The organism is Streptomyces sp. NPDC024017, assembly GCF_040638895.1.
Classification (GTDB): domain Bacteria; phylum Actinomycetota; class Actinomycetes; order Streptomycetales; family Streptomycetaceae; genus Streptomyces.
Map to the genome: position 1 here is coordinate 879,167 of NZ_JBEZYZ010000001.1, position 26,681 is coordinate 905,847.

At 69.4% G+C, this 26,681-nt stretch carries 30 protein-coding genes, 1 tRNA gene and 1 riboswitch; of the genes, 7 read left to right on the forward strand and 24 right to left on the reverse strand.

The window, feature by feature from the left end:
- Window positions 1-50: 50 nt before the first annotated feature.
- Window positions 51-1,424: a DUF445 domain-containing protein gene (locus AB0G20_RS04025; RefSeq protein ID WP_361295374.1), complete on the reverse strand. Its 1,374-nt coding sequence runs from the start codon at window positions 1,422-1,424 to the stop codon at window positions 51-53.
- 164 nt (window positions 1,425-1,588) lie between these two features.
- On the opposite strand from AB0G20_RS04025, the gene AB0G20_RS04030 reads away from it, so the two are divergent.
- Entirely contained in the window at window positions 1,589-2,923 is a 1,335-nt protein-coding gene (locus tag AB0G20_RS04030; protein WP_361295377.1) for an SGNH/GDSL hydrolase family protein, read from the forward strand.
- Between the two features lie 85 nt (window positions 2,924-3,008).
- Here the strand turns inward: AB0G20_RS04030 and AB0G20_RS04035 are convergent, their stop codons facing one another.
- From AB0G20_RS04035 to AB0G20_RS04050, 4 genes are read right to left on the reverse strand one after another with little or no spacing between them, the layout of a single operon-like run.
- A complete protein-coding gene (locus AB0G20_RS04035; RefSeq protein WP_361295379.1) occupies window positions 3,009-3,734 on the reverse strand; it encodes a DUF1707 domain-containing protein in 726 nt (241 codons plus the stop codon).
- 33 nt (window positions 3,735-3,767) lie between these two features.
- Window positions 3,768-4,754 carry an ATP-binding cassette domain-containing protein gene (locus AB0G20_RS04040; RefSeq protein WP_361295382.1) on the reverse strand — a complete coding sequence of 329 codons (987 nt, stop codon included), beginning with the start codon at window positions 4,752-4,754 and terminating at the stop codon, window positions 3,768-3,770.
- A gap of 1 nt (window position 4,755) precedes the next feature.
- Window positions 4,756-5,577 carry an ABC transporter permease gene (locus tag AB0G20_RS04045; protein WP_361295385.1) on the reverse strand — a complete coding sequence of 274 codons (822 nt, stop codon included), beginning with the start codon at window positions 5,575-5,577 and terminating at the stop codon, window positions 4,756-4,758.
- Window positions 5,570-6,370, reverse strand: coding sequence for an ABC-2 family transporter protein (locus AB0G20_RS04050; RefSeq protein ID WP_361295388.1), 801 nt, complete (start codon window positions 6,368-6,370; stop codon window positions 5,570-5,572). The genes AB0G20_RS04045 and AB0G20_RS04050 overlap by 8 nt, the downstream gene beginning before the upstream one ends.
- Window positions 6,371-6,853: 483 nt before the next feature.
- On the opposite strand from AB0G20_RS04050, the gene AB0G20_RS04055 reads away from it, so the two are divergent.
- Complete coding sequence (locus AB0G20_RS04055) at window positions 6,854-9,268, forward strand: transglycosylase domain-containing protein (protein WP_361295391.1); 2,415 nt, start codon at window positions 6,854-6,856, stop codon at window positions 9,266-9,268.
- 1 nt (window position 9,269) lies between these two features.
- Here the strand turns inward: AB0G20_RS04055 and AB0G20_RS04060 are convergent, their stop codons facing one another.
- The 3 genes from AB0G20_RS04060 to AB0G20_RS04070 form a co-directional block, all read right to left on the reverse strand.
- Complete coding sequence (locus AB0G20_RS04060) at window positions 9,270-9,590, reverse strand: multidrug efflux SMR transporter (protein WP_361295394.1); 321 nt, start codon at window positions 9,588-9,590, stop codon at window positions 9,270-9,272.
- 34 nt (window positions 9,591-9,624) lie between these two features.
- Window positions 9,625-9,692: riboswitch (guanidine-III (ykkC-III) riboswitch) on the reverse strand.
- 56 nt (window positions 9,693-9,748) lie between these two features.
- Entirely contained in the window at window positions 9,749-10,105 is a 357-nt protein-coding gene (locus tag AB0G20_RS04065; protein ID WP_030837851.1) for a co-chaperone GroES, read from the reverse strand.
- 44 nt (window positions 10,106-10,149) lie between these two features.
- The gene (locus AB0G20_RS04070) at window positions 10,150-10,479 is read right to left on the reverse strand and encodes a DUF3618 domain-containing protein (RefSeq protein ID WP_306925833.1); all 330 of its coding nucleotides are present in this window, start codon (window positions 10,477-10,479) and stop codon (window positions 10,150-10,152) included.
- 96 nt (window positions 10,480-10,575) lie between these two features.
- On the opposite strand from AB0G20_RS04070, the gene bcp reads away from it, so the two are divergent.
- Window positions 10,576-11,043: a thioredoxin-dependent thiol peroxidase gene (bcp, locus tag AB0G20_RS04075; RefSeq protein WP_361295399.1), complete on the forward strand. Its 468-nt coding sequence runs from the start codon at window positions 10,576-10,578 to the stop codon at window positions 11,041-11,043.
- Between the two features lie 68 nt (window positions 11,044-11,111).
- Here the strand turns inward: bcp and AB0G20_RS04080 are convergent, their stop codons facing one another.
- From AB0G20_RS04080 to AB0G20_RS04095, 4 genes are all read right to left on the reverse strand, one after another.
- Complete coding sequence (locus tag AB0G20_RS04080) at window positions 11,112-11,843, reverse strand: ATP-binding cassette domain-containing protein (protein WP_361295402.1); 732 nt, start codon at window positions 11,841-11,843, stop codon at window positions 11,112-11,114.
- A complete protein-coding gene (locus AB0G20_RS04085; RefSeq protein ID WP_361295405.1) occupies window positions 11,840-12,382 on the reverse strand; it encodes a hypothetical protein in 543 nt (180 codons plus the stop codon). The genes AB0G20_RS04080 and AB0G20_RS04085 overlap by 4 nt, the downstream gene beginning before the upstream one ends.
- A gap of 53 nt (window positions 12,383-12,435) precedes the next feature.
- Window positions 12,436-13,719 (reverse strand): hypothetical protein, encoded by a 1,284-nt coding sequence (locus AB0G20_RS04090; protein ID WP_361295408.1) that lies wholly within the window; start codon window positions 13,717-13,719, stop codon window positions 12,436-12,438.
- A gap of 78 nt (window positions 13,720-13,797) precedes the next feature.
- Window positions 13,798-14,247 carry a hypothetical protein gene (locus AB0G20_RS04095; RefSeq protein WP_361295411.1) on the reverse strand — a complete coding sequence of 150 codons (450 nt, stop codon included), beginning with the start codon at window positions 14,245-14,247 and terminating at the stop codon, window positions 13,798-13,800.
- Window positions 14,248-14,879: 632 nt separating this feature from the next.
- On the opposite strand from AB0G20_RS04095, the gene AB0G20_RS04100 reads away from it, so the two are divergent.
- Window positions 14,880-14,954 (forward strand) — tRNA-Leu (locus tag AB0G20_RS04100).
- A gap of 44 nt (window positions 14,955-14,998) precedes the next feature.
- On the opposite strand, the gene rdgB is transcribed toward AB0G20_RS04100, so the two are convergent.
- The 4 genes from rdgB to AB0G20_RS04120 form a co-directional block, all read right to left on the reverse strand.
- Window positions 14,999-15,601, reverse strand: coding sequence for an RdgB/HAM1 family non-canonical purine NTP pyrophosphatase (gene rdgB / locus AB0G20_RS04105; protein WP_361295414.1), 603 nt, complete (start codon window positions 15,599-15,601; stop codon window positions 14,999-15,001).
- 90 nt (window positions 15,602-15,691) lie between these two features.
- A complete protein-coding gene (locus AB0G20_RS04110; RefSeq protein ID WP_361295417.1) occupies window positions 15,692-16,090 on the reverse strand; it encodes a hypothetical protein in 399 nt (132 codons plus the stop codon).
- A 144-nt stretch (window positions 16,091-16,234) separates the two neighbouring features.
- On the reverse strand, window positions 16,235-16,972 hold the full coding sequence (gene rph, locus AB0G20_RS04115) for a ribonuclease PH (protein ID WP_361295420.1): 738 nt from the start codon (window positions 16,970-16,972) through the stop codon (window positions 16,235-16,237).
- 109 nt (window positions 16,973-17,081) lie between these two features.
- Window positions 17,082-17,315 carry a PTS glucose/sucrose transporter subunit IIB gene (locus AB0G20_RS04120; RefSeq protein ID WP_361295423.1) on the reverse strand — a complete coding sequence of 78 codons (234 nt, stop codon included), beginning with the start codon at window positions 17,313-17,315 and terminating at the stop codon, window positions 17,082-17,084.
- Window positions 17,316-17,477: 162 nt separating this feature from the next.
- Here AB0G20_RS04120 and AB0G20_RS04125 point away from each other — a divergent pair, with 162 nt between their 5' ends.
- The gene (locus tag AB0G20_RS04125) at window positions 17,478-18,791 is read left to right on the forward strand and encodes a PTS transporter subunit EIIC (RefSeq protein ID WP_361295426.1); all 1,314 of its coding nucleotides are present in this window, start codon (window positions 17,478-17,480) and stop codon (window positions 18,789-18,791) included.
- A gap of 177 nt (window positions 18,792-18,968) precedes the next feature.
- The gene (locus AB0G20_RS04130; protein WP_361295429.1) at window positions 18,969-20,231 is read left to right on the forward strand and encodes a PTS transporter subunit EIIC; all 1,263 of its coding nucleotides are present in this window, start codon (window positions 18,969-18,971) and stop codon (window positions 20,229-20,231) included.
- A 60-nt stretch (window positions 20,232-20,291) separates the two neighbouring features.
- On the opposite strand, the gene AB0G20_RS04135 is transcribed toward AB0G20_RS04130, so the two are convergent.
- The gene (locus tag AB0G20_RS04135; protein ID WP_361295432.1) at window positions 20,292-21,044 is read right to left on the reverse strand and encodes an MBL fold metallo-hydrolase; all 753 of its coding nucleotides are present in this window, start codon (window positions 21,042-21,044) and stop codon (window positions 20,292-20,294) included.
- Window positions 21,045-21,257: 213 nt separating this feature from the next.
- Here AB0G20_RS04135 and AB0G20_RS04140 point away from each other — a divergent pair, with 213 nt between their 5' ends.
- Window positions 21,258-21,707 carry a type II toxin-antitoxin system PemK/MazF family toxin gene (locus AB0G20_RS04140; RefSeq protein WP_361295435.1) on the forward strand — a complete coding sequence of 150 codons (450 nt, stop codon included), beginning with the start codon at window positions 21,258-21,260 and terminating at the stop codon, window positions 21,705-21,707.
- Window positions 21,708-21,768: 61 nt separating this feature from the next.
- Here the strand turns inward: AB0G20_RS04140 and AB0G20_RS04145 are convergent, their stop codons facing one another.
- The 7 genes from AB0G20_RS04145 to clpS all read right to left on the reverse strand — a co-directional run bounded on the left by AB0G20_RS04145 (window position 21,769) and on the right by clpS (window position 26,620).
- A complete protein-coding gene (locus AB0G20_RS04145; RefSeq protein WP_361295438.1) occupies window positions 21,769-22,719 on the reverse strand; it encodes a cysteine synthase in 951 nt (316 codons plus the stop codon).
- 6 nt (window positions 22,720-22,725) lie between these two features.
- Window positions 22,726-23,004, reverse strand: coding sequence for a MoaD/ThiS family protein (locus AB0G20_RS04150; RefSeq protein ID WP_030241696.1), 279 nt, complete (start codon window positions 23,002-23,004; stop codon window positions 22,726-22,728).
- Between the two features lie 116 nt (window positions 23,005-23,120).
- Window positions 23,121-23,216 (reverse strand): putative leader peptide, encoded by a 96-nt coding sequence (locus tag AB0G20_RS04155; protein ID WP_020270288.1) that lies wholly within the window; start codon window positions 23,214-23,216, stop codon window positions 23,121-23,123.
- Window positions 23,217-23,314: 98 nt separating this feature from the next.
- Complete coding sequence (locus AB0G20_RS04160) at window positions 23,315-23,737, reverse strand: M67 family metallopeptidase (RefSeq protein WP_361295442.1); 423 nt, start codon at window positions 23,735-23,737, stop codon at window positions 23,315-23,317.
- A gap of 132 nt (window positions 23,738-23,869) precedes the next feature.
- The gene (locus tag AB0G20_RS04165; RefSeq protein WP_361295445.1) at window positions 23,870-25,297 is read right to left on the reverse strand and encodes an amino acid permease; all 1,428 of its coding nucleotides are present in this window, start codon (window positions 25,295-25,297) and stop codon (window positions 23,870-23,872) included.
- A gap of 364 nt (window positions 25,298-25,661) precedes the next feature.
- Complete coding sequence (locus tag AB0G20_RS04170; protein WP_361295448.1) at window positions 25,662-26,270, reverse strand: DUF2017 domain-containing protein; 609 nt, start codon at window positions 26,268-26,270, stop codon at window positions 25,662-25,664.
- Window positions 26,271-26,302: 32 nt separating this feature from the next.
- Window positions 26,303-26,620, reverse strand: coding sequence for an ATP-dependent Clp protease adapter ClpS (clpS, locus tag AB0G20_RS04175; RefSeq protein WP_031102986.1), 318 nt, complete (start codon window positions 26,618-26,620; stop codon window positions 26,303-26,305).
- Window positions 26,621-26,681: the final 61 nt, after the last annotated feature.

A 26,681-nucleotide genomic window follows, 5' to 3' on the forward strand; every position in this document is an offset into this window, starting at 1 on the left:
CCCGGATCGAGTGCCCTGAGCGATTTCCCTTACGCCCTGAGCTACTTTCCTCACGCCCCCAGCGCGTGCGACACCGTGTAGATCAGCAGGCCGGCCAGTGAGCCGACCACCGTGCCGTTGATGCGGATGAACTGCAGGTCGCGGCCGATGTTGGCCTCGATCTTCCGCGTGGTGTGCTCGGCGTCCCAGCTCGCCACCGTGTCCGTGATCAGGGAGGTGATCTCCTTGCGGTAGGTGGTGACGACGTAGACGGCCGCGTCCTCCACCCACTGGTCGACCTTGTCCTGCACCTTGCGCTCGGCCGCCATCCGGGAGCCCAGCGACAGCAGGGACGCCCGTACGCGCAGCCGCAGTTCGCTGCGCTCGTCCTCCGCCGCCGCGACGATCATGGATCGTACGGCCGTCCAGGCGCTGGCGATGAGGTCCTGGACCTCGCCGCGGCCCAGCACCTCGCCCTTGAGCCGCTCGATCCGGGCACGGGTGTCGGTGTCGGACTGCAGGTCGGAGGCGAAGTCGGTGAGGAAGCGGTCGAGGGCGCCGCGCGCGGGGTGGCCCGGCATGTCGCGCATCTCGGTGGCGAAGCGCAGCAGCTCCCGGTAGACGCGCTCGCCGACCTTCCGGTCGACGAACTTCGGCGTCCAGCCGGGGGCGCCGCCCTCCACGGCGTCCATCACCTCGTCGCGGTGCAGCACCAGCCAGTCGTGCGCACGGTTGACGACGAGGTCGACGACGCGTTTGTGGCCGCCGTCGGCGACGACCTTCTCCAGCATCTTGCCGATGCCGGGCCCGATCTCCTGGGCGTTGGCGCGGCGGGTGATGGCCTCGCCGACCACGGCCTGGACGTCGGAGTCGCGCAGGACCGTCAGGGCGCCGCGCAGGGCGGTGGACAGCTCGGCGGTGACCCGGTCGGCGTGTTCGGGGACGGCGAGCCAGGCACCGAGGCGGCTGCCGATGCCGACGGCGCGCAGCCGCTGCCGTACGACGTCCTCGGAGAGGAAGTTCTCGCCGACGAACTCGCCCAGGGAGACGCCGAGCTGGTCCTTCTTGGTGGGGATGATCGCGGTGTGCGGGATGGGGATGCCGAGGGGGTGCCGGAAGAGGGCGGTGACGGCGAACCAGTCGGCGAGTGCGCCCACCATGCCCGCCTCGGCGGCCGCGGCGACATAACCCGTCCAGGGGCCGGCGCCGGAGTTCTGCGCCCACTTGGCGAGGACGTAGACCAGGGCGACGAACAACAGCAGACCGGTGGCGGTGAGCTTCATCTGCCGCACGCCACGCTGTTTCTCCTCGTCCGCCGGGCTGAAGGTCGTCATCGCACGGTTCACGGCGACGCCGGGGCGGGCATGCTGCCCTCCGGTATCGGTGCCCTTTTGTGCTGCTTTCGTCCGTTCCATCCGCTCCACCCGCTCGGTGATCCCGCACACATTGTCCCTTCCTGACCGACTCCTGGAACGGATCAGGAGTTCCCGGCGTCTGTCGGGAGGGGGTAATGCCATGGGGTCCTGTGAGCTCCCCCCGGCCCATGCCGCATCATGGGCACATCAGATCGGAGCCTTGGGCTCCCATCGCCCGAGGAGAACTGAACAGCATGACCCGAGGACGTGGCTACGCCCTCCTGGCCCTGGTCGTCGCAGCGATCGTGGCCCTTTCCACCGCCATATACGTCGGCGTGGGGTCCGACGACGGCCTGCGCAACCGGAACGCCCTCGGCGACGGCCGCGCCCCTCACAACTCCGCCGCTCCCGCCTCCACCGGCACCTGGGTCGGCACCTGGTCCACATCTCCCTCCGCCGCCGAACCCGGCACCGAGACCACGGGCATGGCGGACCGTTCGGTACGCAATGTCGTCCACACCAGCGTCGGCGGTACGAGTGCCCGCGTGACGCTGTCCAATCTCTACGGCCAGTCGCCGCTGAGCATCACGCGGGCGACGATCGCCGTCTCCGCGGGCAGCGGTACGGCGGCGGCACTCGCGGACACCATGCGGCAGCTGACCTTCAGCGGCGGCCCCACGGTCGTCATCCCGCCCGGCCGGCAGGTGATGAGCGACGCGGTCCGGGTCGTCGTCCCGCACGACTCCGACGTCCTGATCACCACCTACACGCCGACCAGCTCCGGCCCGGTCACCTACCACCGCCACGCCCGGCAGACCTCCTACGTCGCCCAGGGCGACGTCACGCAGGACGCGACGGGCACGCCGTACACCGAGCGAACCGGTTCCTGGCGGTACCTGACCGCGCTGGACGTGCTGAGCAACGAGTCCGACGGCACGATCGTCGCCCTCGGCGACTCCCTGACCGACGGCATCACCTCCACGCCGGACACCAACAGCCGGTGGACCGACGTCCTCTCCGACCGGCTACGCGCGGAGATCGCGGCCGGCCGGGACCTGCCCCGCTACAGCGTCGTCAACCAGGGCATCAGCGGCAACCAGGTCCTCACCGACGGGCTGGGCCGCCCCGCGGACAACCCCAGCGGCCTGAACCGCTTCGGACGGGACGTGCTGGAGCGGACGAACGTCAAGGTCGTCGTCATCGACCTCGGCGTGAACGACATCCTGCGCAACCCGCGGCTCGCCGACCCGAACGCGATCCTCGCCGGGCTGCGCACGATCGTCGGGCAGGCCCACGCGCGCGGCGTGAAGGTGGTCGGGGCGACCCTGATGCCGTTCTACGGGCACCGCGGATACACGGAGGCGCATGAGGCGGTACGCCAGACGATCAACGCGCAGATCCGTGCCGGGCGGGTGTTCGACGCCGTGGCCGACTTTGACCAGGCGCTGCGTGATCCGTACGACCCGCGGCGGCTGCGGTCCGACTACGACTCGGGGGACCACCTGCACCCCAGCGACAAGGGGTACGCGCGGATGGCGGAGTCCTTCGACCTGGAGACGCTGAAGGGGTCGGCACCGGCGGAGCTGTAGTCCCGTCCCGCGCCCCGTCTCTCCCGTGCCCGTCGCCTGCCCGCAGGCGGCGGGCACACCGCTGCGGGCACACCGCTGCCGGGGCTCAGTGCTCCCCGTGCGAATTCCGCCGGCGCGGCTCGTCCAGCTCCCGCCGCCCCTCCCGCCGCTCCAGCTTCTCCTGGCGCCGCTCCTCGCGGATCCGCAGCTTCTCCGCCCGGGTCAGCTTCCGCTGGACCCCGACGCCGCCCCAGAACGCGAAGCCCGTGACGACGACACGCGGGGCGCCCGGCTCACCCGGCACGCCCTCCTCGCGGTGGTCGAAGCCGCCCATGATGCCGATGCCGCGGACGACGACCTCTACCCCGGGCGGCACGATCACATCCACCCCGCCCATGATCGCGATGGCGTTGATCTCGACCTCGCGGTCCGCGAAGTCCGCCTCGCGCAGGTCGATCTCCCCGCCGCCCCAGAAGGCGAAGCAGGTGAACCGCCGGGGCATCGTCCAGCGCCCCTTGCGCTGGAAGCCGGACATCACGGCGACGGCCCACGTGGAGGACCCCTCGCCGCCCACGATCCGCCCGGACCAGTCCGGGCCGGCGGCGGGATCCTTCGTCAGGGACACCGGGGGCCCGGTGACGCCCGGGGCCGGCAGGTCCCGGGTGATCGGCGCCAGTTCCCCGTAGGTGCGCGCCTTGTACGTCGCGTCGAGCCGCTCCTCGAACTCCTCCATGTCGAGGCGCCCCTCCGCGAGGGCGTCCCGCAGGATGCCGGCGACCTGTTCACGGTCGGCGTCGGAGGCGCGGAGGTCCGGGACGGCGTCGTCGGTCATACACAGCAGATTACGAGTTCACCCCGCCGGGGGCTACGAGATCGCCCGCTCGGCCTGATCCGCGTACATCTTCGCGATCACCGCCTCGATGTCCGGCTCCCGCACCGACAGGTCCACCAGCGGGTACTCGGCCGCGATCCGCGCCACGAGCGGCGCCGCCGACTCCCCCGCCGGGAACGCCAGCCACTGGCGCGGGCCCTCCACCCGGACGACCCGCGCGGGCGCCGGTGCCTCGATCGGCGGCAGCTCCCGCTCCAGGTCCACGACCAGGGTCCGCTCGCTCTCCCCCACCCCGTGCAGCCCGGCGAGCGGGCCGTCGTACATCAGGCGCCCGTGGTCGATGACCATCACCCGCTTGCACAACTGCTCGATGTCCTGCAGGTCGTGCGTGGTCAGCAGCACCGTCGTGCCGCGCTCGGCGTTCAACTCCCGCAGGAACTCCCGCACCTTGGACTTGGAGACGACGTCCAGCCCGATGGTCGGCTCGTCGAGGTACAGCACCTCCGGGTCGTGCAGCAGCGCCGCCACGATGTCGCCGCGCATCCGCTGGCCGAGGGAGAGTTGCCGTACGGGCACGTCCAGCAGGTCGCCGAGGTCGAGGAGTTCGACCAGACGGTCGAGATTCTCCCGGTAACGGGCGTCCGGGATGCGGTACATGCGGTGCATCAACCGGTAGGAGTCCAGCAGCGGCAGGTCCCACCACAGCGTCGTGCGCTGCCCGAACACCACGCCGATGCGGTGCGCGAGCCGCGTCCGCTCCTGGGAGGGGTCGATGCCGGCCACCCGCAGCCGGCCCGCACTGGGTGTGAGGATGCCGGTCAGCATCTTGATCGTGGTGGACTTGCCGGCGCCGTTCGGCCCGATGTAGCCGACCATCTCGCCGCGTTCCACCCGGAAGGAGATCGAGTCGACGGCCCGCACCTGCCGCCGCTCCCGCTTCATGAAGCCGGTCTTCCTGCGCACCTCGAAGACCTTCTCCACACCCTCGAGTTCGATGAACCCGCTTTCCGAACCGGTCAACTCAACTCCCCGTACTCCGGTAGGAACGAAGCCCCGTCCGCCACGCCATCCCGGCCAGCGCACAGCAGGCCACCGCCACCAGCGGCGAGGCGAAGGCCGTCCAGCCGGGCAGCCCGATCGGGTACGGCCGCCCCAGCACATGGGCGGCGGGCACCCAGTTGACGAAGGCCAGCGGCAGCATGAAGGTCACGCCCCGCACCAGGTCCTTGCCGAAAACCGTCGGCGGATACTGCAACAGCGTCGTCCCGCCGTAGGTGAAGGCGTTCTGCACCTCGGCGGCGTCCTGCGCGTAGATCTGGAAGGCCGCGCCCGCCACGAACACCGCCGAGAAGATCGCCGCCCCGCTGATCACCATCACCGGCACCAGCAGCACCTTCGGCGCGCTCCAGTCGACGTCCACCGACACCAGCGCCCAGCCCAGCACCACCGCGCCCTGGGTGATCCGGCCCAGCCGGCGCAGCGCGAACCGGTCGGCCCCGACCTGGGCGAGCACCGGTGCCGGACGCACCAGCAGCGTGTCGAACGAGCCGTCGCGCATCCGGGCGCCCAGGCCCTCCATCGACCCGAGCGCCAGATCGGTGATCCCGAACGACGTCACGGACAGCCCGTACAGGAAGGCGACCTCGGGCAGCGACCAGCCGCCCAGCGAGTCGACCTGCGAGAACATCAGCAGGATCCCGACGAAGTCCAGGCAGGTCACCGTCAGGTTCCCGAACACCGTGACGACGAAGGAGGTGCGGTAGGTCATGCTCGACCGGATCCACATCCCGGCGATCAGCCGGTAGGCCCGCAGCCCCTCGGCCACGGCACTGCGCTCACCCACCCTGCACCACCACCCTGCGCGTCGCGGCCGACTGCAACAGCCGCCCCGCCGCCAGCAGCGCCACCGCCCACGCCGCCTGGAAGGCGAACGCCCCGAGCGGGTCGGTCTCCCCCATCAGCACGTCCGCCGGCATCTGGATCTGCGCCGCCCACGGCAGCACCCGCACCACCTCGCCCAGCACACCCGGGAAGGCGTTGAGCGGCAGCACCATGCCCGAGAAGAAGACCCCCGTGACCATCAGAACCTGGTTGACGCCCATGCCGTCCATCAGCCAGAACACGCTCAGGGCCGCCAGATAGCGGATCGCGAAGCTCACCACCGTCGCCAGCAGCAGCGTGACCACGAAAGCCGCCCATGGGACGACGTCCGTCGGCAGCGCCATGGGGAAGAAGACCGCGCCGAACACGAACGGGATCACCCCCCGCCCCAGCATCTGGAACAACGCCCGCCCCACATCGCTCGCCAGCCACCACAACTGCAGATCGGCCGGCCGGTACAGGTCGACGGCGATCTCACCGGTGCGGATGCGCTCCATCAGGTCCTTCTCGGCACCCCCGCCCTGGATGGCGAGCGTCGCGTAGAGACACTGCCCCAGCCACACATAGGTCACGGCCTGCGCCTGGTCGTACCCCCCGAGATGCGGCTTCTCGTCCCACAGCGCCAGATACGTGTAGACGAGGATGACGCCGAAGACCGTGTTGGTGAACACCCCGGCCACGGTCGCCGCCCGATACGTCGCGTACCGCCTGAAACCCCCCGCCGCGACGGCCGCGTACAAGCGTCCCGCGCCCACATCCACAGCCCTTCTCACCGCCCGGCACCGAAGCGCAGGAGCCTAGTGGTCCGGCGCGCGGGCGTGCCACGCATTTTCGGGCAGCGGTGGGGGCGTCGTGGGGCGAGTGCGCAACGGCCCAGACGGTACGATCCGTTGCGTCCGCGTCCGCGTGGGCCGAGGCGCCCGTGGCCAGGGCGAGCAGCGTGGCGGCGGTACCGGCCGGGCGGAGCGCACGAGCCGTCGCGATCCACCCGTGTCCCCCTTCGGGCGAATGTCGCGCAGGCGAGATCACGATTCGGGCAGGCGTGCGCAACAGCGCGTTTGACCCCGTGCCCGCCCGCGCACCCGCCCGCACGCGGCCCGTCTCACCGCACGGCGCACGACACGGCCCTCGATCAGGGAACTGATCAACGGATGGGACAGTCTTCATCACAGGGGCGCAAGAGCGAGCAGAGACGTACGGGAACGACGTACGACGCGAAACAGGAGTCCGTGCACGACATGAGTGACGAGCCTCAGCCGCAGCAGCCGAATCCGGGCTGGGCAGCGAGCCAGCCGCAGGCGCACGCCGACGGCGACCCGGGCACGCCCGCGGCCACGGCGGCCGGGAAACCGAAGCGGACCGGCTGGCGCCGGGCGATCCCGACCTGGCGCATGACGCTCGGCGGTTTCATCATCGTCGTCCTGCTGCTGGTGGGCGGGTTCTTCCTGGGCTACTCCCTCGTGAAGATCCCCCCGGCCAACGCGCTCGCCACCAAGCAGGCCAACGTCTACCTCTACGCCGACGGCTCCGTGATCGCCCGCGACGGCGAGGTCAACCGGGAGAACGTCACCCTCCCGCAGATCTCCAAGGACGCCCAGCACGCGATCCTGGCCGCCGAGGACCGCGACTTCTACACCGAGTCCGCCGTCGACCCCAAGGCCATGGTCCGCGCCGCCTGGAACACCGCCCTCGGCAAGGGCAAGCAGTCCGGCTCCACGATCACCCAGCAGTACGTGAAGAACTACTACCTGCGCCAGGACCAGACCGTCACGCGCAAGGCCAAGGAGTTCTTCATCGCGATCAAGCTGGACCGCGAGGTCAGCAAGGACCACATCCTCGAGGGCTACCTCAACACCAGCTACTTCGGCCGCAACGCCTACGGCATCCAGGCAGCCGCCCAGGCGTACTACGGCATGGACGCCAAGGACCTCGACCCGGCCCGCTCCGCCTACCTCGCCGCGCTCGTCAACGCCCCCAGCCAGTACGACGTCGTCGCCCACCCGGAGAACCGCAAGGCCGCCGAGTCCCGCTGGAACTACGTCCTGGACGGCATGGTCAAGAAGGGCTGGCTCAGCGAGTCGGAGCGGGCCGGCATGAAGTTCCCCATGCCGAAGGAGTCCACCCTCTCCACCGGCATGTCCGGACAGCGCGGCTACATCGTCCGGATCGTCAAGGACTACCTCACCGAGAACAAGATCATCGACGAGGGCAAGCTCGACGCCGGCGGCTACCGCATCACGACCACCCTGCAGAAGGGCAAGCAGGACGCGTTCGTGAAGGCCGTCAACGACAAGCTGATGTCCAAGCTCGACAAGAAGAACAACAAGGTCGACGCCTACGTCCGCGCGGGCGGCGCCTCCGTCGACCCCAAGACCGGCAAGGTCGTGGCGATGTACAACGGCATCGACTACGTCAAGCAGTACACCCCCAACGCCACCCGCAGGGACTTCCAGGTCGGCTCCACCTTCAAGCCCTTCGTGTTCACCTCGGCCGTCGAGAACCACTCGGAGACCCAGGACGGCCGCGTCATCACCCCGAACACCATCTACGACGGCACCAACAAGCGTCCCGTCCAGGGCTGGACCGGCGACCCCTACGCCCCCGAGAACGAGGACCAGCACTCCTACGGCGACATCACCGTCACCGAGGCCACCGACAGCTCCGTGAACTCGGTGTACGCGCAGATGGCCGCCGACGTCGGCCCCGCGAAGGTCAAGCAGACCGCGATCGACCTCGGCGTCCCCGAGACCACCCCCGACCTCGCCGACGGCCCCGCCATCGCGCTCGGCACCGCCACCGCCAGCGTCCTCGACATGGCGGAGGCCTACGCCACCCTCGCCAACCACGGCCGGCACGGCACCTACACGATCGTCGAGAAGGTCACCAAGGAGGGCACGCCCATCGAGCTGCCCGAGCGGCGCACCCGGCAGGCCGTGAGCCGCGAGGCCGCCGACACCACCACCTCGATGCTGCAGAGCGTCGTCCAGAACGGCACGGCCTCCGCCGCGCAGGCCGCCGGCCGCCCCGTCGCCGGCAAGACCGGCACCGCCGAGGAGGACACCGCGGCCTGGTTCGCGGGCTACACCCCCGACCTCGCCACCGTCGTCTCCGTCATGGGCCAGGACCCCGTCACCGCCGCCCACAAGTCGCTGTACGGCGCCATGGGCCTGCAACGCATCAACGGCGGCGGCGCTCCCGCCGAGATCTGGACGCAGTTCACCCAGGACGCCCTCAAGGGCAAGCCCGCCAAGGAGTTCGACCTCAGGCTCCAGCCCGGCTCCGACGTCTCGCAGGCTCCCAGCAGCGACGCCCCGGCCGACCCGACCACCGGCGGCACCACCGACGGCGGCACCACCACCGGCGGCGAGGACCCCGGCACCGAGACACCCGGCCAGAGCCCCAGCGCCCCTGAGGGGCAGACCGAGGGGCAGACCGACGGCGGCACCACCGACGGCGGCACCGGCGGCGAGTCCCCCACCGGCGGCGGCACCGCGGACGGCGGCACGACCGACGGCGGCACCACGGACGGCGGCACCACCGACGGCGGCACCACGGAGGGCGGTGGCGGCGGCGACACGAGCGACGGCGGCCAGACGGGCGGCCCGACCGGCCCCGGCTGGGGCGTGGTCCCGCAGGGCGCCCGCCGCGAATAGCTCAGTGCCCGCCGGTCGCCTTCAGCCCCACCACGGCGACCAGCAACAGGCACACGAAGAAGATCCGGGCGGCGGTCGCAGGCTCACCCAGCACCGCCATGCCGAACACCGCCGCCCCGGCCGCGCCGATCCCCACCCACACGCCGTAGGCGGTACCGATCGGCAGGGTCCTGGCGGCCTGCGACAGCAGCAGCATGCTGGCGACGATGCCGGCGCCCGTGAGCACACTGGGCAGCGGACGCGTGAACCCATCGGTGTACTTCATGCCGACGGACCACCCCACCTCGAGCAGACCGGCTACGACGAGCAGAACCCAGGCCATGACGGGCACCTCCGGGAAACAGGCTGACGATGTCGGTGCGTCGTCTTTGCCTTGATCCCGGTACGGCGCGTCTCGTCGGGGGTCCCTCCAACGTAGCAAAACCCATGACGAGGGGCCGGCGACACCCGTCACCGGCCCCTCGCACACTGCTGTCGGCCCTACAGGTAGAGGCCCGTCGAGTCCTCGGCCCCCTCGAAGCGGTCCGCGGCCACGGCGTGCAGATCACGCTCGCGCATGAGCACGTACGCGATCCCCCGCACCTCGACCTCGGCGCGGTCCTCCGGGTCGTACAGCACCCGGTCGCCCGTCTCCACGGTCCGCACGTTCTGGCCCACCGCGACGACCTCGGCCCACGCCAGCCGCCGGCCGACCGCGGCCGTGGCGGGGATCAGGATGCCGCCGCCGGAACGCCGCTCGCCCTCGCTGGTGTCCTGCCGCACGAGTACGCGGTCGTGCAGCATCCGGATGGGCAGCTTGTCCGGATGGGTACTGTGCTCGTTTCTCTTGGCGCTCACGCCCTGAAACCTACCTGTCTTCCCCGCAAACGCAGACCGTCGGGTCAGCCCTTGCGCCGCCGCGTGCTGACCGCGAGCAGCCCGACCACTCCCACCACGACGAGCGCGACCGGCACGACCCGCTCCAGCCGCGGCGCGCCGTCCTCGTCCACGAACCGGGCCCGCACGTCCGTGACGGCCCGGTTGACCTCCACGTAGGCCCGCCCGAGGGTGTGGTCGATGTTGGAAGCGACCTTGGCCTTGGCATCCCCGACGATCGTCTTCGGGTGCACCCGCACCCCGATCTCGTCGAGGGTCTCGGCCAGGGTCGCGCGGCGGCGCCTGATGTCCGCCTCGATCTGCGCCGGGGTCCTGGTGTCCGCCGTGTCCGCCACCGTGTCGCCTTTCGAAGTCGGTGTGAAGCCTGTGCCGGACAGTCTGTCAGCTCCACGGCTCATCGCACTGCCTCGACCCCCGGTTAGGCTGGTCCGATGAGCGAGCGACTCCAGCCGGGGGACGTGGCCCCCGCCTTCACCCTGCCCGACGCCGACGGCACCGAGGTGTCCCTGTCGGACCACAAGGGCCGCAAGGTCATCGTGTACTTCTACCCGGCCGCCCTCACCCCCGGCTGCACCAAGCAGGCCTGCGACTTCACGGACAACCTGGAGCTGCTGACGGGCGCGGGCTACGACGTCATCGGCATCTCCCCCGACAAGCCGGAGAAGCTGGCCAAGTTCCGCGACAAGGAGTCCCTGAAGGTCACCCTGCTGGCCGACCCGGACAAGCAGGTCCTGGAGTCCTACGGCGCCTTCGGCGAGAAGAAGAACTACGGCAAGACCTACATGGGCGTCATCCGCTCCACGATCGTCGTGGACGAGGACGGCAAGGTCGAGCGCGCGCTGTACAACGTCCGGGCGACGGGCCACGTAGCCAAGATCATCAAGGACCTGGGGGTCTGATCCGGTCGAGCGGGGCTCGGAGCCGATGCGGGCCGAGATGATCTCGGCCCGCATCGGAGACCGACGGGTCAGGCCGACTCGAGCAGGGTCGTATAAGCCCCTTCGGCAGCCCGGCCCTGCGCCGTACCGGGCGGGGTGTGGGCGAGGAATTCTCTGGTCGAACCGTTCTGCACGAGACGTCCGCCCACCAGAACGGACACGTGATCGGCCTCTTCGGCAAGGTCGGTCACGTCGTGCGTGGACAGCAGGATGCGGACCTCGTCCTTGACCGAGGCCAGGAGATCTCGGAAAACCCGTCGCTGACGTGGGTCCATGCCGGCCGTGGGTTCGTCCAGGAGCAGCACTCGTGCATCGTGGACCAGGGCACAGGCCACACCCACCCGCCTCAGCTGGCCGCCCGAGAGCTGGCCGGTGCGCGTGTCGGCGCGCTCCGACATCTCGACGCGGGACAGCGCTCGAGGAGCGTTGGCCCAGGCATCGCCCCTGCTCATCCCCTTCAGCCAGCCCACATAGGCGACGTACTCGCGTGCTGTGAGTGAGGGCAGGGGGGTGATGTTCTGCGGCATCCAGGCCACCGTCCGCCGGTAGTCCTTGCTCCTCGCGTCAAGTCCGTCCCACGTCACCCTTCCGCGCTGGGGCGCGGTGACGGCAGCGGCCAGCTGCAACATCGTGGACTTTCCGGCCCCGTTCGGTCCGAGGAGGATGGTCAGTCCGTCCGGAAGGCGGTAGTTGAAGTCCTTCAGCACGGCAGCCCGCCGTCGGCCGTAGGCGAAGGTGCAGGAATCGAGAACAAGCGTCATGCGGCTCTCCGTGCGATGCGGTTCGGTGAAAGGAGGTGGGCACCCACGCCGACGGTGAGCATCAAGAGGGCTCCCGTGGTGGCGTACCAGGTGCCAGGCGGTTCGAGGAGTACGGTCCACGGGTAGGCGTCGCCGGGCGCTCGCATGCCGAAAAGCACGCCGATCAGCGGCCACAGCGCCGGAACGAGGACCGCGGATCTCCCGAAGAGAGCCCCGCACAACAGGGTGAGGCCGGCGAGGAAGGCCGTGTTGCGGCCCAGTGTCTCGGCCGATGCGGCCCCGGTGACCATGGCGATCACCTCACCCACGGCACATGCGCCTGCCACCGTGCCGAGCGAGAGCAGGACGTCGAAGAACCTGACGGGTCGGATTCCGGTGTTCTCGGCGGCGCCCAGCCGGGTGTGCAGACAGTCGAAGAGGACCGAGGTCAGCACGAGCGGGACAAGTGTGACGGCCTGCACGAGCTCGGAGCCGCCGGACCAGATGGACGGCAGGAAGAGGGGGGTGTCCTGAACGATCGCCGCCAGAAGCGCGAACATGAGGAAACCCAGGGGCAGCCGAGTGTGGGCGCGGCGGGCACGCAGCCACCACATCACGTTGCATTCCCGTCGTCCTCGCAGGCCTCCGCCACGGTCGTCTCGTACCAGTCCACCTGCTGTGCCCTGCTCAACCGCAGGACCTTCCCCACTCCGTCCTGGATACGGCTGCGTTCCTGGGGGGTGAAATCGGGTTCGGAGCTGAGCCGTCTCAAGTAGGTGTCCGCCTGCCCGACTTTGGAGGACACCCAGTAGTACACCAGGCGGGCGGGGCCGGTGGCGGGAGGTGCGCAGTCGAATCGCACCACTTCGCGGGCGATCTGGTAGCGAACGGTGCCGGTCGCCTCGCCGACCCCGAGTGGGACGGTCCAGTCATCCTCCGTGGACGGTTCGGGATACCGGAGGTTGAGAGAAGTGTCTGCGATGGAAGCCGGCTCGGCGGGCAGACCGGCTCGGCGCAGGAGTTCCAGCGTCGCATCCGCTTCCTCGCTGAGAGCGGAGATGTGCTCGGCGCGCGCCTCGGGCAGACAGATGCGGGGGGACTGCCCGGCACAGGCGATCGTGCCATGACCGGTGCTCCGTGGGCCTATGTAGCTCCAGTTGCTGACCAAAGAGAAGGATCCGAACGCGCAGGCGAAGACGAGTGCTCCCGCGACGGCTCCTCGTAGCCAGCGGGAAACAGGTGCCCAGAGCAGAGCCATGGCGCAGGCGGAGCCGACGGCGAGCAGGAGGGGAGCCGCGAGGGCGGCGGGGGTGGGCAGTTCGCCGAACATCATCTTTCCGGCGAAGAGGCCGGTGAGGTGCCGGGGCCACGGTGTCTCCAGTCCCGTGGACCAGCCGACGGCCAGGAAGTCGGTGACCGCGATGATCGGCACTACGGCGATGTGCCGGATGGTGGCTCCGACGGCGAATCCGACGATGCCGTGGGCGACGCAGAGCACCAGCCCGAAGGCCAGCAGCGTGAGGCCGGGCAGGTCGGGTGCGACCTGCTCCTGAGCAAGGGCGCACAGCGTGGGAAGGACGAGGAGCAACCAGGCCAGTGCGACGACGGGAGACAGATGCAGCGCGGCGATGGTGTAGCGGGAGCGCACCGCCCCCAGCCGCCAGATGCCGGAGGCTCCCAGCTTCCGCGCCTCCCACGCGGCGAGACCCGAGACAACCGCGAAGGCGACGGGCAGCAGGTTGCGCAGCACCGCGTCGACCACAGTGGCGGAGTAGCCCAGCGGATCGAAGCGGAGGTCGTCACCGAGATCGGTGGCGTAGTAGGCGAACACGAGAAGCAGGGCGACAGGCGCGACCCGCAGCGCGCTGCTGGACCTGATGAGTGTGAGGGGTTTCACTTCTTGGCTTCCTGAAGCGGTCCGAAAAGGGGGCGTGGTGCCTCGCCGTCAGCGAGGCACCACGCTGCAGATCACTGATCAGGAATCGGCGAGACTGGTGTCGACTCCCGCGTAGGTCGCCCACAGGAGGCAGCACGCGTTGCTTCCGCCGCCGACGTTGTCGAGCTGGAAGAAGTAGTCCGACTCCTGAGGCAGGCCGTTGTACTCGCCCCGGCTCGCGTAGGTCGTGCCGTTGAAGCAGTTGGTGAAGGTCTTCTCACCGTAGAAGTCGTTGGCCGACAGCGCGTCGTAGTCCCACAGCTCGACCCCGGTGGTCTTGCTGCCGCCCTGCACGGTGCAGCCCTTGAAGATGATCTCCGAGTAGCTCTCGTCCGCCCAGTAGCGGGACTGCCCGTTGCTCCCGCCGCCGTCCGTCCACGAGTTGATGCTGCTCGACCAGTTGGCCCAGGCACCAGAGGACAACGCGAGGACGAATGCTGACGCCATGGCGATCACGGCGGATGCGCGCTTGGAGGATCTGCCCGACATGCGGGAACTCCGAATCTCCCCCCTGATGCGGCCCCCCATGAGGCCTGTCCACATCAGGCGAGGCGTGGAAGCTACCGAACAGATGATCTTTCAGTCAACGTGACGTGAACATTCCGTGCCTCGTACCGCCGGTCTGAGCTGACTGGATGGAGAGTGTGGACGGCCTGCACGAAGGCGGTGATCCACGTGGTCGAGCACTGTGGTTCACGAAGGAACCGCCGGGTTCCGCGGGTCGCATCGGCCTGCACGACAGGCGCGCGAATCTTCGCGTGAGAGCCGTTCAGCCCCTTCTGGCCTGCGAAAAGAAGCTCTCAGCGACCCTCGCACGGGACGCGGACCGTGCCGTCGGCGCCTCGCATCCCGTGTCGCTCCAGCACCGCACTCGCCTCGGCCGGCCACACGGTGATCGGGCTCGGACAGTGACGGTGCGACAGGTGCTCCAGACCTCCTGCCGCCCCGGCTCCGGCGACACCGACCGCAGCATTTCGGCCTCTCATCGCTGAAAGCACTTTCGGATGCTGGTATGCGGATCCGGCCTCCGAGCGCTCGTGATACCGGGCGCGATCACTACGACGTGGTGCCGAGGAGGCCGCCGAGCGGTCCACCACGCCCAGTAGAGTAGGCAGCGCTGTGGGCCCGTACCCCAGCTGGCAAGAGGGCGCCGGTTTAGGTCCGGTGTGTCGTGGGTTCGAGTCCCACCGGGCTCACCCACGAAGGGCGCACCACTCAGTGGGCGCCCTTCTCCATGCCGTCAGCCGAGCAGCTCCCGCACCACCGGCACCAACGCCCGAAACGCCTTCCCTCGATGGCTGATCGCGTTCTTCTCCTGGGGAGTCAACTCCGCGCAGGTCCGCGTATCGCCCTCCGGCTGGAGGATCGGGTCGTAGCCGAAGCCGCCCGTGCCGGACGGCTCGTGGCGCAGCACTCCCCGCAACTGGCCCTCCACCACCCTTTCCGTGCCGTCGGGCAGGGCCAGGGCCGCCGCGCAGGCGAAGTGGGCGCCGCGGTGTTCCTCGGCGATGTCCGAGAGCTGGGCGAGGAGGAGGTCGAGGTTGGCCTTGTCGTCGCCGTGGCGGCCGGACCAGCGGGCGGAGAAGATGCCGGGGGCTCCGTTGAGGACGTCGACGCAGAGGCCGGAGTCGTCGGCGACGGCCGGAAGGCCCGTCGCCCGGGCCAGGGCGTGGGCCTTGAGGAGTGCGTTCTCGGCGAACGTCACTCCCGTTTCCTTGACGTCGGGGATGTCCGGGTAGGCGTCGGCACCGACGAGCTCGTGGGGCAGCCCGGCTTCGGCGAGGATGGCACGAAGCTCGGTGATCTTTCCGGCGTTACGGGTGGCGAGGATCAGGCGACTCATAGGCCCAACAGTATTCCGCGCCCCGTCAGGGGCGCGGGGGGCTGCGCGAGTGACCACGACGCACCCGCGGTCGGCCACCGGCCGTCGTCGTTACGGCGTGCAGACCTTGGTCAGTTCGCCCGCCGCGTCCGTGACCGGGCTGATGTCGGGCGTCTCGTCGCCGTTCTTGATCGACGTGCGGACGTTGTCGACGGCCTTGTTCAGGTCGTCGACGGCCTTGCCGACATCCGCGTTGTCGGTCTTGTCGCCGATCTCGCCGAGGTTCTTGTCGATGGAGTCGAGGGACTCGTCGATCTGCGTCGGGTCGTTCGCCGCGCTGTCGATCGCCTGCTGGAGTTCCGTGACGCTGTCGGCGATGGCGTCGGCGGTCTGGACGCAGTCCAGCGCCTTGTCGACGGCGGCGCAGCCGGTGGTGAGTCCGGCGGTCAGCGCGACGGCCGCCAGGGTGGCGGCGACTGCTGCGGTGCGGCGTCGGCGGCTCGCGGCCATGGAGCGGTCCCTCTCGTTCGGTCGGGCCGGTCGGGCCCGCGCGGCTGGCCGGGCGCACAGGGATGAGCCGTGCGCCCGTACTCCTTCAGACGCGAGTGTGCTCGGCGCGGTTGCCCGTGCCGAGCACCCGTCTTGGTGTGCCCTTTACTTTCCGAGGACGGTAGCAAGCGCGGCGCGCTGGTGGGCGGCGAGTTCGTCGCAGCCGGCGACGGCGAGGTCGAGGAGGGCGTTGAGTTCGTCGCGGGCGAAGGGCTCGGCTTCGGCGGTGCCCTGGACCTCGACGAAGCGGCCGTCGCCGGTGCAGACGACGTTCATGTCGGTGTCGGCCTTGACGTCCTCTTCGTAGCAGAGGTCGAGGAGGGGGACGCCGCCGACGATGCCGACGGAGACGGCGGAGACGGTGCCGGTGAGGGGCTTGCGGCCGGCCTTGATGAGCTTCTTGCCCTGGGCCCAGGCGACGGCGTCGGCCAGTGCGACGTAGGCGCCGGTGATGGCTGCCGTGCGGGTGCCGCCGTCGGCCTGGAGGACGTCGCAGTCGAGGACGATGGTGTTCTCGCCGAGGGCCTTGTAGTCGATGACGGCGCGCAGGGAACGGCCGATGAGGCGGCTGATCTCGTGGGTGCGGCCGCCGATGCGGCCCTTGACGGACTCGCGGTCGCCTCGGGTGTTGGTGGAGCGGGGCAGCATGGAGTATTCGGCGGTGACCCAGCCTTCGCCGCTGCCCTTGCGCCAGCGGGGGACGCCTTCGGTGACGGAGGCGGTGCAGAAGACCTTGGTGTCGCCGAAGGAGACGAGGACGGAGCCTTCGGCGTGCTTGCTCCAGCCGCGCTCGATGGTGATGGGGCGGAGCTGCTGGGGGGTGCGGCCGTCGATTCGAGACATGCGGCTGAGCCTATCCGTACGTGCGGAAGGGGCCCCTCCCGCGGTGGGAGGGGCCCCGGTGGTGCGCTGGGGGGTGTCAGGGGGTGAAGCCCGGGACGATCCCCGTTCTTCACATCATGTCTTCGATTTCCGCTGCGATGGGGTCGGCGTCGGTGCCGATGACGACCTGGATCGCGGTGCCCATCTTGACGACGCCGTGGGCGCCGGCGGCCTTCAGGGCGGTCTCGTCGACCTTGGCGGGGTCCACGACCTCGGTCCGCAGGCGGGTGATGCAGCCTTCGACCTCTTCGATGTTGTCGATGCCGCCGAGCCCGGCAACGATCTTCTCAGCCTTGCTGGCCATCTTCGTTCTCCCTGATCCGAACCGCTTTGTCGCAGTAACCCACAGTTGGCCCATCTTCGCGAGCGGTCATGTCGCGTGTGCCGAATGATGGCGTCACGTTCGCGCGACCGTCCGAACGACTGGTCTACACCACAAGCCCGCCTCCCGACAAAGGGGACCGGAATGAGTGCGGACAGCCCCGCCGGCGCCGAGGCCGCCGCTCGTCCTGGACATGCCCACTGGAACCGGCTGTTCCAAGGGTTGCAGAAGATGGGCCGCAGTCTGCAGTTGCCGATCGCGGTGCTGCCGGCGGCGGGGATCCTCAACCGGCTGGGGCAGCCGGATGTGTTCGGGGACGACGGCCTGGGGTGGACGAACGTCTCGAAGGTGATGGTGGGGGCGGGCGGTGCGCTGCTGGACAGTTCGCTGGGGTTGCCGCTGCTGTTCTGTGTGGGCGTTGCGATCGGGATGGCGAAGAAGGCGGACGGTTCGACGGCGCTGGCGGCGGTGGTCGGGTTCCTCGTGTACTGGGCGGTGTTGCGGCAGTTTCCGGAGGATTGCCCGGAGGGCTCGGTGGCGGTGCCGAACGTCGGGTGCCAGGTGACCGACGGGGACCGGACGGTGACGGCGTTCGCGTTCCAGAATCCGGGGGTGTTCGGCGGGATCGTGATGGGGTTGCTGGCGGCGTTCTTCTGGGCGCGTTTCCATCGCACGCGGCTGGTGGACTGGCTGGGGTTCTTCAACGGGCGGCGGCTGGTGCCCATCATCATGGCGTTCGTGGCGATCGCGTTCGCGGCGCTGTGTCTGTGGGTGTGGCCGCCGATCGGTGACGCGCTGGAGAGTTTCAGCGACTGGATGGACGGTCTGGACGCGTGGGGCGCGGGTGTGTTCGGGGTGGCGAACCGGGCGTTGCTGGTGGTGGGGCTGCATCAGTTCCTGAACGTGCCCATCTGGTTCCAGTTCGGCTCGTTCACGAAGCCGGACGGGACGGTGGTGCACGGTGACATCAACATGTTCCTGGCGGGGGATCCGGACGCCGGTCAGTTCACCTCGGGGTTCTTCCCGATCATGATGTTCGCGTTGCCGGCGGCGGCGCTGGCGATCACGCACTGTGCGCGGCCGGAGCGGCGCAAGGAGGTCGGCGGCTTGATGCTGTCGGTGGCGCTGACGTCGTTCGTCACGGGCATCACCGAGCCGATCGAGTATTCGTTCCTGTTCGTCGCGCCGGCGCTGTACGTGGTGCACGCGCTGCTGACGGGGGTGTCGATGGCGGTGACGTGGGGGCTGGGGGTGCATGACGGGTTCAGCTTCTCGGCGGGGCTGATCGACTACGTCATCAACTGGAATCTGGCGACGAGGCCGTGGCTGATCGTCCCGATCGGTCTGGGCTTCGCGCTCGTCTATTACGTGATCTTCCGGTTCGCGATCACGAGGTTCGACCTGAGGACTCCGGGTCGGGAGCCTGCGGAGGACGTGGAGGACAGCGCCAAGGCGTGATCGTCTCAGAGCGCGGAAATTGGCGGGTTCCACTCGTTCGGCCTACCGTGCTACAACTGGTCTACACCACTCACTGGTGGAGGTCGCGCGGTGATGACCGCGTTCCCCTTTCTTTGAGACGCCGCCGTCCCCCGCTGAATTCTCCCTGGGCGGCGCCGTGCCCCCTGGAGGAAGTTCATGTCCACAGCCACAGCCGCGCCCGCGAGCCCGAAGAAGGGGTCGGCGGTGATGGCCGTCATGCAGCGCATCGGCCGGAGCCTGATGCTGCCCGTCGCCGTCCTGCCCGCCGCCGCCCTGCTGGTCCGACTCGGCAACACCGACATGCTCGGGCGCGAGTCGTTCCCCGCGTTCATCACCAAGATCGCGGGCTTCATGGCGGCCGGCGGCAACGCGATCCTCGACAACATGGCGCTGCTGTTCGCCGTGGGCATCGCGATCGGCTTCGCCAAGAAGTCCGACGGCTCCACCGCCCTGGCGGCCGTGGTCGGCTACCTGGTCTTCAAGAACGTGCTGGCCACGTTCACCGACAAGAACCTGCCCCAGGTGGCGAAGGTCGTCGACGGCAAGATAGTCATGACGGACGCGCCGGTGGACGCCAAGGTGCTCGGCGGTGTGGTGATGGGCCTCGTCGTCGCCCTGCTCTACCAGCGGTTCTACCGCACCAAGCTGCCGGACTGGGCGGGCTTCTTCGGCGGCCGCCGCCTGGTGCCGATCCTGTCGGCCTTCGCGGGTCTGGTCATCGGCATCGTCTTCGGTTACATCTGGCCGGTCCTCGGCACCGCTCTGCACAACTTCGGTGAGTGGCTGGTCGGTTCCGGGGCGGTCGGCGCGGGCATCTTCGGTGTCGCCAACCGTGCGCTGATCCCGATCGGCATGCACCACCTGCTGAACTCCTTCCCCTGGTTCCAGGCCGGCACCTACGAGGGCAAGAGCGGCGACATCGCCCGGTTCCTGGCGGGTGACCCGAGCGCCGGGCAGTTCATGACCGGCTTCTTCCCGATCATGATGTTCGCCCTGCCGGCCGCCTGCCTGGCGATCGTGCACTGCGCCCGGCCCGAGCGCCGCAAGATAGTCGGCGGCATGATGCTGTCGCTCGCGCTGACCTCGTTCGTCACGGGCGTCACCGAGCCGATCGAGTTCACCTTCATGTTCATCGCCCCGGTGCTGTACGCGATCCACGCCGTGCTCACCGGCGTCTCGATGGCGCTGACCTGGGCCCTGGGGATGAAGGACGGCTTCGGCTTCTCGGCCGGCGCGGTGGACTTCTTCCTCAACCTGGGCATCGCGAGCAACCCGTGGGGCCTGGCCCTGGTCGGACTGTGCTTCGCGGCGGTCTACTACGTGGTCTTCCGCTTCGCGATCACCAAGTTCAACCTGCCGACGCCGGGCCGCGAGTCCGACGAGGAACTCGCCGAGCTGCAGAAGGCGGAGGCGAAGTAGCCCTGTCCACGCCGAAGGCCCCGGAACCGCTCTGGTTCCGGGGCCTTCGTGCGTCGAGCGCTAGATCTCGTACGTCTGGCGCGGCGCGGCCAGGTCCACTCGGCCGTCGTAGACCTCGCGGGCGTCGGCGAGGTTGACCTGGGGGTCCGTCCACGGCGGGATGTGGGTGAGGACCAGGCGGCGGGCACCGGCCCGGGCCGCCGTCTCACCCGCCTCGCGGCCGTTGAGGTGCAGGTCGGGGATGTTCTCCTTGCCGTGCGTGAACGCGGCCTCGCACAGGAACAGGTCGGCGTCCCGGGCGAGTTCGTCCAGCGCGGGGCTCACGCCGGTGTCGCCGGAGTAGGCCAGCGTCCGGCCGTCGTGCTCGATCCGGATGCCGTACGCCTCCACGGGGTGGGCCACCCGCTCGGTGTGCACCGTGAACGGGCCTAGCTCGAAGGTGGACGGCTTGACCGTGTGGAAGTCGAAGACCTCGCTCATGGAGGAGGCGGAGGGGGTGTCCGCGTAGGCGGTGGTCAGCCGGTGTTCCGTGCCTTCGGGGCCGAAGACGGGGAGTGGAGCGCAGCGGCCGCCGTCGTGGCGGTAGTAGCGCGCGACGAAGTACGCGCACATGTCGATGCAGTGGTCGGCGTGCAGATGGCTGAGGAAGATCGCGTCAAGGTCGTAGAGACCGCAGTGGCGCTGCAACTCGCCCAGGGCACCGTTGCCCAGGTCGAGAAGCAGCCGGAAGCCGTCGGCCTCGACGAGGTAGCTCGAGCAGGCCGATTCCGCGGACGGGAACGACCCCGAGCAGCCGACGACGGTGAGCTTCATGAAGCAGAAACCTCCGCTGGCGGGATAAGTCTGAGAGGGGCGTCGGGGGTCGTGCGGTCCGTCGAGCGTAAGGCGCAAAACCTCCGGTAGCTCCTCCACCAAGGCCTGTTGTGGGCGAACTCACCTGTGGTGTCACCGGTTCGGCTGGCAGGGCCGGGGGGTGATCCGCGTGAGGGGGGCGCGCGGCGGGGGCGGCGCCGGTAACGTCTCAGTATGGACACGTCCTGGTGGCTGGCGCTCGCCGCGGTGGTGCTGCTCGCGCTCATCGCCACGCTCGTCGACGGCTGGGGCCGGGGCCGGCGGCCGTCGGCCCGGCGGGTCCGGACGGCCGCACCGGTCGCCACGAAGGAGGGCCGGCCGCAGCCGGCGGAGATCTGGTGGGCGGACGTGCCCTACGAGGACGAGGCCCGCACGAAGGACCGGCCCTGTCTGGTGCTGGCGGTGCGCGGGGAGCGGGCGACGGTCGCGAAGATCACCACCCGGTTCCGCGACGAGCGCACCGGGGTGATCCCGCTGCCCCCGGGCTCGGTCGGCGACACCCAGGGCCGCGCGAGTTTCCTGGAGACGGACGAGCTGCGGGAGGTCCCGGTGTGGGGCTTCCGGCGGCGGGTCGGCGTGGTGGATCCGGCGCTGTGGGACCAGGTCCGGTACCTGGCGGGCTGAGCAGCACGAAGGGCCGGAGTCGTGACTCCAGCCCTTCGTCCGTGTCGGTGCCCGGCGTCGGCTACGCCCAGAGCTGGCCCTGGAGCGTGTCGATGGCCTCCTCCGTCGTGGCCGCCGTGTAGACGCCCGTCGACAGGTACTTCCAGCCGCCGTCGGCGACGACGAAGACGATGTCGGCCGGCTCTCCGGCCTTGACGGCCTTCTTGCCGACGCCGATCGCGGCGTGCAGCGCGGCTCCCGTCGAGACGCCGGCGAAGATGCCCTCCTGCTGGAGCAGCTCGCGGGTGCGGGTGACCGCGTCGGCCGAGCCGACCGAGAAGCGGCTGGTGAGGACGGACGCGTCGTACAGCTCGGGGACGAAGCCCTCGTCCAGGTTGCGCAGGCCGTAGACCAGGTCGTCGTAGCGCGGTTCGGCCGCGACGATCTGGACGTCGGGCTTGTGCTCGCGCAGGAAGCGGCCCACGCCCATGAGCGTGCCGGTCGTGCCGAGGCCGGCCACGAAGTGGGTGACGGACGGCAGGTCCGCGAGGATCTCGGGGCCGGTCGTGGCGTAGTGGGCGCCCGCGTTGTCCGGGTTGCCGTACTGGTAGAGCATCACCCAGTCCGGGTGCTCGGCCGAGAGCTCCTTGGCGACGCGCACGGCGGTGTTGGAGCCGCCCGCCGCCGGGGAGGAGACGATCTCCGCGCCCCACATGCCCAGCAGGTCCCGGCGTTCCTGCGAGGTGTTCTCCGGCATCACGCACACGATGCGGTAGCCCTTGAGCTTCGCCGCCATCGCCAGGGAGATGCCGGTGTTGCCCGACGTCGGCTCGAGGATGGTGCAGCCCGGGGTGAGGCGGCCGTCCTTCTCCGCCTGCTCGATCATGTGCAGGGCCGGACGGTCCTTGACCGATCCCGTCGGGTTGCGGTCCTCCAGCTTCGCCCAGATACGGACGTCGGCGGACGGCGACAGCCGCGGCAGGCGCACCAGGGGGGTGTTGCCGACCGCGGCCAGGGGGGAGTCGTAGCGCATCGGTGATCAGACCATGCCGCCGGCCACGGCCGGCAGGATCGTGACGTTGTCGCCGTCCGACAGCTTGGTGTTGATGCCGTCGAGGAAGCGGACGTCCTCGTCGTTCAGGTACACGTTGACGAAGCGGCGCAGCTGGTCGCCGTCGACGATGCGGGCCTGGATGCCCGGGTGCCGGGTCTCGAGGTCGTTGAAGAGCTCGGCGAGGGTGTCTCCCTTGCCCTCCACCGCCTTCTGACCGTCGGTGTAGGTGCGGAGGATGGTCGGGATGCGGACCTCGATGGCCATGGCTTCAGGGCTCCTGTCGGGAGTAGTCAGTCGGGGCGCGCGGCAGCGCAGGAACAGCGGGGTGGTGCGTGTGTGCAGCGCCGCGGCTCACGGCCGTACGGCGGCAGGGACCGGCGTCAACAGATGGCGCTGGCGAGCCTGCACAGGTCGACGTGCAGCCGCGCCACGAGCAGCATGCCCGGCGTCTTGTCGCTCACGTCGTGGAAAACCATGGGCTCATCGTATCGATTCCCGGTCCGGGTCCTGGAATGTGATCCCACATCGCGGACGTTTTCAGGCCGGTGAGTGAGACCGTGCTGTTCAGGGGTCCTCAGTACGCCTCGACGACCTGGACTTCCTCCTCCGTGACCCTGCCCTCGACGATCCGGAAGGAGCGGAACTGGAACTCGCCGGCGCCGTCGGTGTCGGCGGTGGAGACGAGGACGTAGTGGGCGCCGGGCTCGTTGGCGTAGGAGATGTCGGTGCGCGAGGGGTAGGCCTCGGTCGCGGTGTGGGAGTGGTAGATGACCACCGGCTCCTCGTCGCGGTCGTCCATCTCGCGGTAGAGCTTGAGCAGGTCGCCCGAGTCGAACTCGTAGAACGTGGGCGACATGGCCGCGTTCAGCATGGGGATGAAGCGCTCGGGGCGGTTTGACCCCGCCGGGCCGGCGACGACGCCGCACGCCTCGTCGGGGTGGTCCTTGCGCGCGTGGGCGACGATCTGGTCGACGAGCGCCTGGGTGATGGTCAGCATGCCGGAAAGGATAAGCAGAAGGGCCGTTCCGTACCGAGGGTTGGTACGGAACGGCCCACATGCCGGACGCCCTGAGCGGCAGCCGCAGGGAGTGCCACGAGTACTCCCTGCGACTGGGCGTCCTGAGGGTGGTCAGCCGACCTTCTCGAACTCCGCGTCGCCGCGGCGCTCGGTGATCTGCGGGTTGCGGCTCTTGAGGATCGCCCAGCCGATGCCCAGGGCGGCGGCCCAGCCGGCCGCGACGTACAGGCAGACCCGCGCGTCCTTGTCGTACGCGATCATGCACGTCACGCCGATGAGGAAGAGCAGCGCGACCCAGCTGAAGAGCGCCCCGCCGGGAGCGGGGAAGGACGAGGCGCGCAGCCGGCCCGCGTCGACCGCGGCGCGGTAGCGGATGTGGCTGACGAGGATCATCATCCAGGTCCAGATGCCGGCCGCGGTGGCGACGGAGGTGACGTAGAGGAACGCCTTCTCCGGGACGACGTAGTTCAGCACGACGCCGATGCCCATGAGCGCCACGGAGACGGTGATGCCGACGGCGGGCGTCTTGCGGGCGTTGAGCTTGCCGAACGCCTGCGGCGCCTCGCTGTTGGAGGCCAGGTCGCGCAGCATCCGGCCGGTCGAGTACATGCCCGAGTTGCAGGACGACAGGGCCGCGGTGAGCACCACGAAGTTGACGATGCCCGCGGCGAGCGGGATGCCGATCTTGCCGAAGGCGTGGACGAACGGGCTCTCGCCTGCGGAGAACTCGGTCCACTTGACGACGGAGAGGATCACCAGCAGCGCGCCGACGTAGAAGACGATGATGCGCCAGGGCAGGGTGTTGATGGCCTTGGGCAGGGTCTTCTCGGGGTTCTCGGACTCGCCCGCGGTGACGCCGACGAGCTCGACGGCGAGGTAGGCGAACATGACGCCCTGGAGCGTCATCAGGCTGGAGCCGATGCCGTTCGGGAAGAAGCCGTCGTGCGACCAGAGGTTCGAGACGGTGGCGGTGTCACCGGCGTCGGAGAAGCCGAGGGTGAGCACGCCGAGGCCGATGACGATCATGCCGATGATGGCCGTGACCTTGATCATCGAGAACCAGAACTCGACCTCGCCGAAGATCTTGACGGAGATCAGGTTCACGCCGAAGAGCACCACCAGGAACACCAGGGCGCTGACCCACTGCGGGATCTCGGGGAACCAGAAGTGGATGTAGATCGCGGCGGCCGTGAGTTCGGCCATGCCGGTGACCACCCACATGAGCCAGTACGTCCAGCCCGTGACGAACCCGAAGAACGGGCCGAGGAACTCGCGGGCGTACTCGGCGAACGAGCCGGAGACGGGCCGGTAGAGGAGCAGTTCGCCCAGGGCCCGCATGATGAAGAAGATCACGACGCCCGCGAGGGCGTACATGAGGATGATGCTGGGGCCGGCCTTGGCGATGTTCGCTCCGGCACCCATGAACAGGCCGACGCCGATGGCGCCGCCGATGGCGATCATCTGAACCTGACGGCTGCCGAGTCCGCGCTCGTAGCCCTCTTCAGGTGCTTTCTCCGTGTCGACCTGCGCAGAGGTCATGTGTGGTGCGCCTTTCTCCATGCCGACCCGGGCCTCTCGTCGGCCTCGGATCGGGTTTCGATCCCCCCGGAATGATGGAGCTGAGCGAGCCCGGAAGCCCGCTCGTGCCTGGCCGGCGGTTGCCGGCTCGGTGGCGCACCCGGCCGAACATTCGGGTGGTGTTCTGCCGGGCGGTCGTGAAGATTTATCACGGCCGCAACACTGATCACACGGGCGGGATGTGGCGCACCGCACAGGGAAAAGCGGACAAAGCGCTCTCGAAGAGGCATAGAAGGCGGGTGCGGTGACGCGATCGTTATCCGGATTTGAGTGTCCTCTGAGCGAACACCGATCGGTCACCCGCCGGTCACAAAACCTGCACTGATCAGGCCATAAGGGTTCCGACCAGCGTCTCCTGGAGGCCGCCCAGCCACAGGTAGGCCATCACCATCGGCTTGCGCGGGTCGTCGTCCGGGAGGCGGTAGAGGAGGTCGGTGTCCTCGTCGTCGGTGATCTCCAGCCGCGAGCCGATCGCGAGCCGCAGGTCGTTCAGCGCGCCGAGCCACTGCTGGGACTCCGCCGGCGACAGCTTCAGCACCGCACCGCCCTCGCCGGCCGAGGACGAGGAGAGCGCGTCGAGGGAGCGGATCACCGCGAGGGCGCTGTCCCGCTTGCCGGCCCGCAGGTCGTTCTCGGTGTAGCGCCGGAACTCCGCGGAGTACGCCTTCTGCTCCTCGGCGTCCCGCGGCGAGGCGGGCTGCTCGGGGTCGCTGTAGGCGTCCGGGAAGAGCCGCCTCAGCACCGGGTCGGCGGGCGGCTCGCTCGGGCCCTCCGCGAACAGCTCGGCGAGCGGGTCGCCGGAGGCGTCCTCGGCGGGGCCGGGGCCGATGAGCTCCAGGAGCTGGACGGCCAGCGACCGGATGATGGAGATCTCGACGTCGTCGAGGGCGACGGCCGCGCCGCCGCCGGGGAGCGGTTCGAAGGTTCCGGGCATGAACGCCTTTTCGCTGCTGGGCGGGGAGCTGGCTACTTGCGGTCCTGCTGGAGGGTCGCCCACAGGCCGTAGCCGTGCATGGCCTGCACGTCGCGTTCCATCTCCTCGCGGCTGCCGCTGGAGACGACCGCCCGGCCCTTGTGGTGGACGTCGAGCATGAGCTTGGTGGCCTTGTCCTTGGAGTAGCCGAAGTACGACTGGAAGACGTACGTCACGTAGCTCATGAGGTTGACCGGGTCGTTGTGGACGATGGTGACCCACGGGACGTCCGGCTCGGGTACGGCGAAGACCTCCTCCGCCGACTCGGTGCGTTCGATCTCCAGGGGCGCGGGTGACGTCACACTGCCCATGCTGCCACCCGAGGGGGGTAGACGCACAAACGGGCCTGGCCGTAAGGCGATCGCGTCCTCC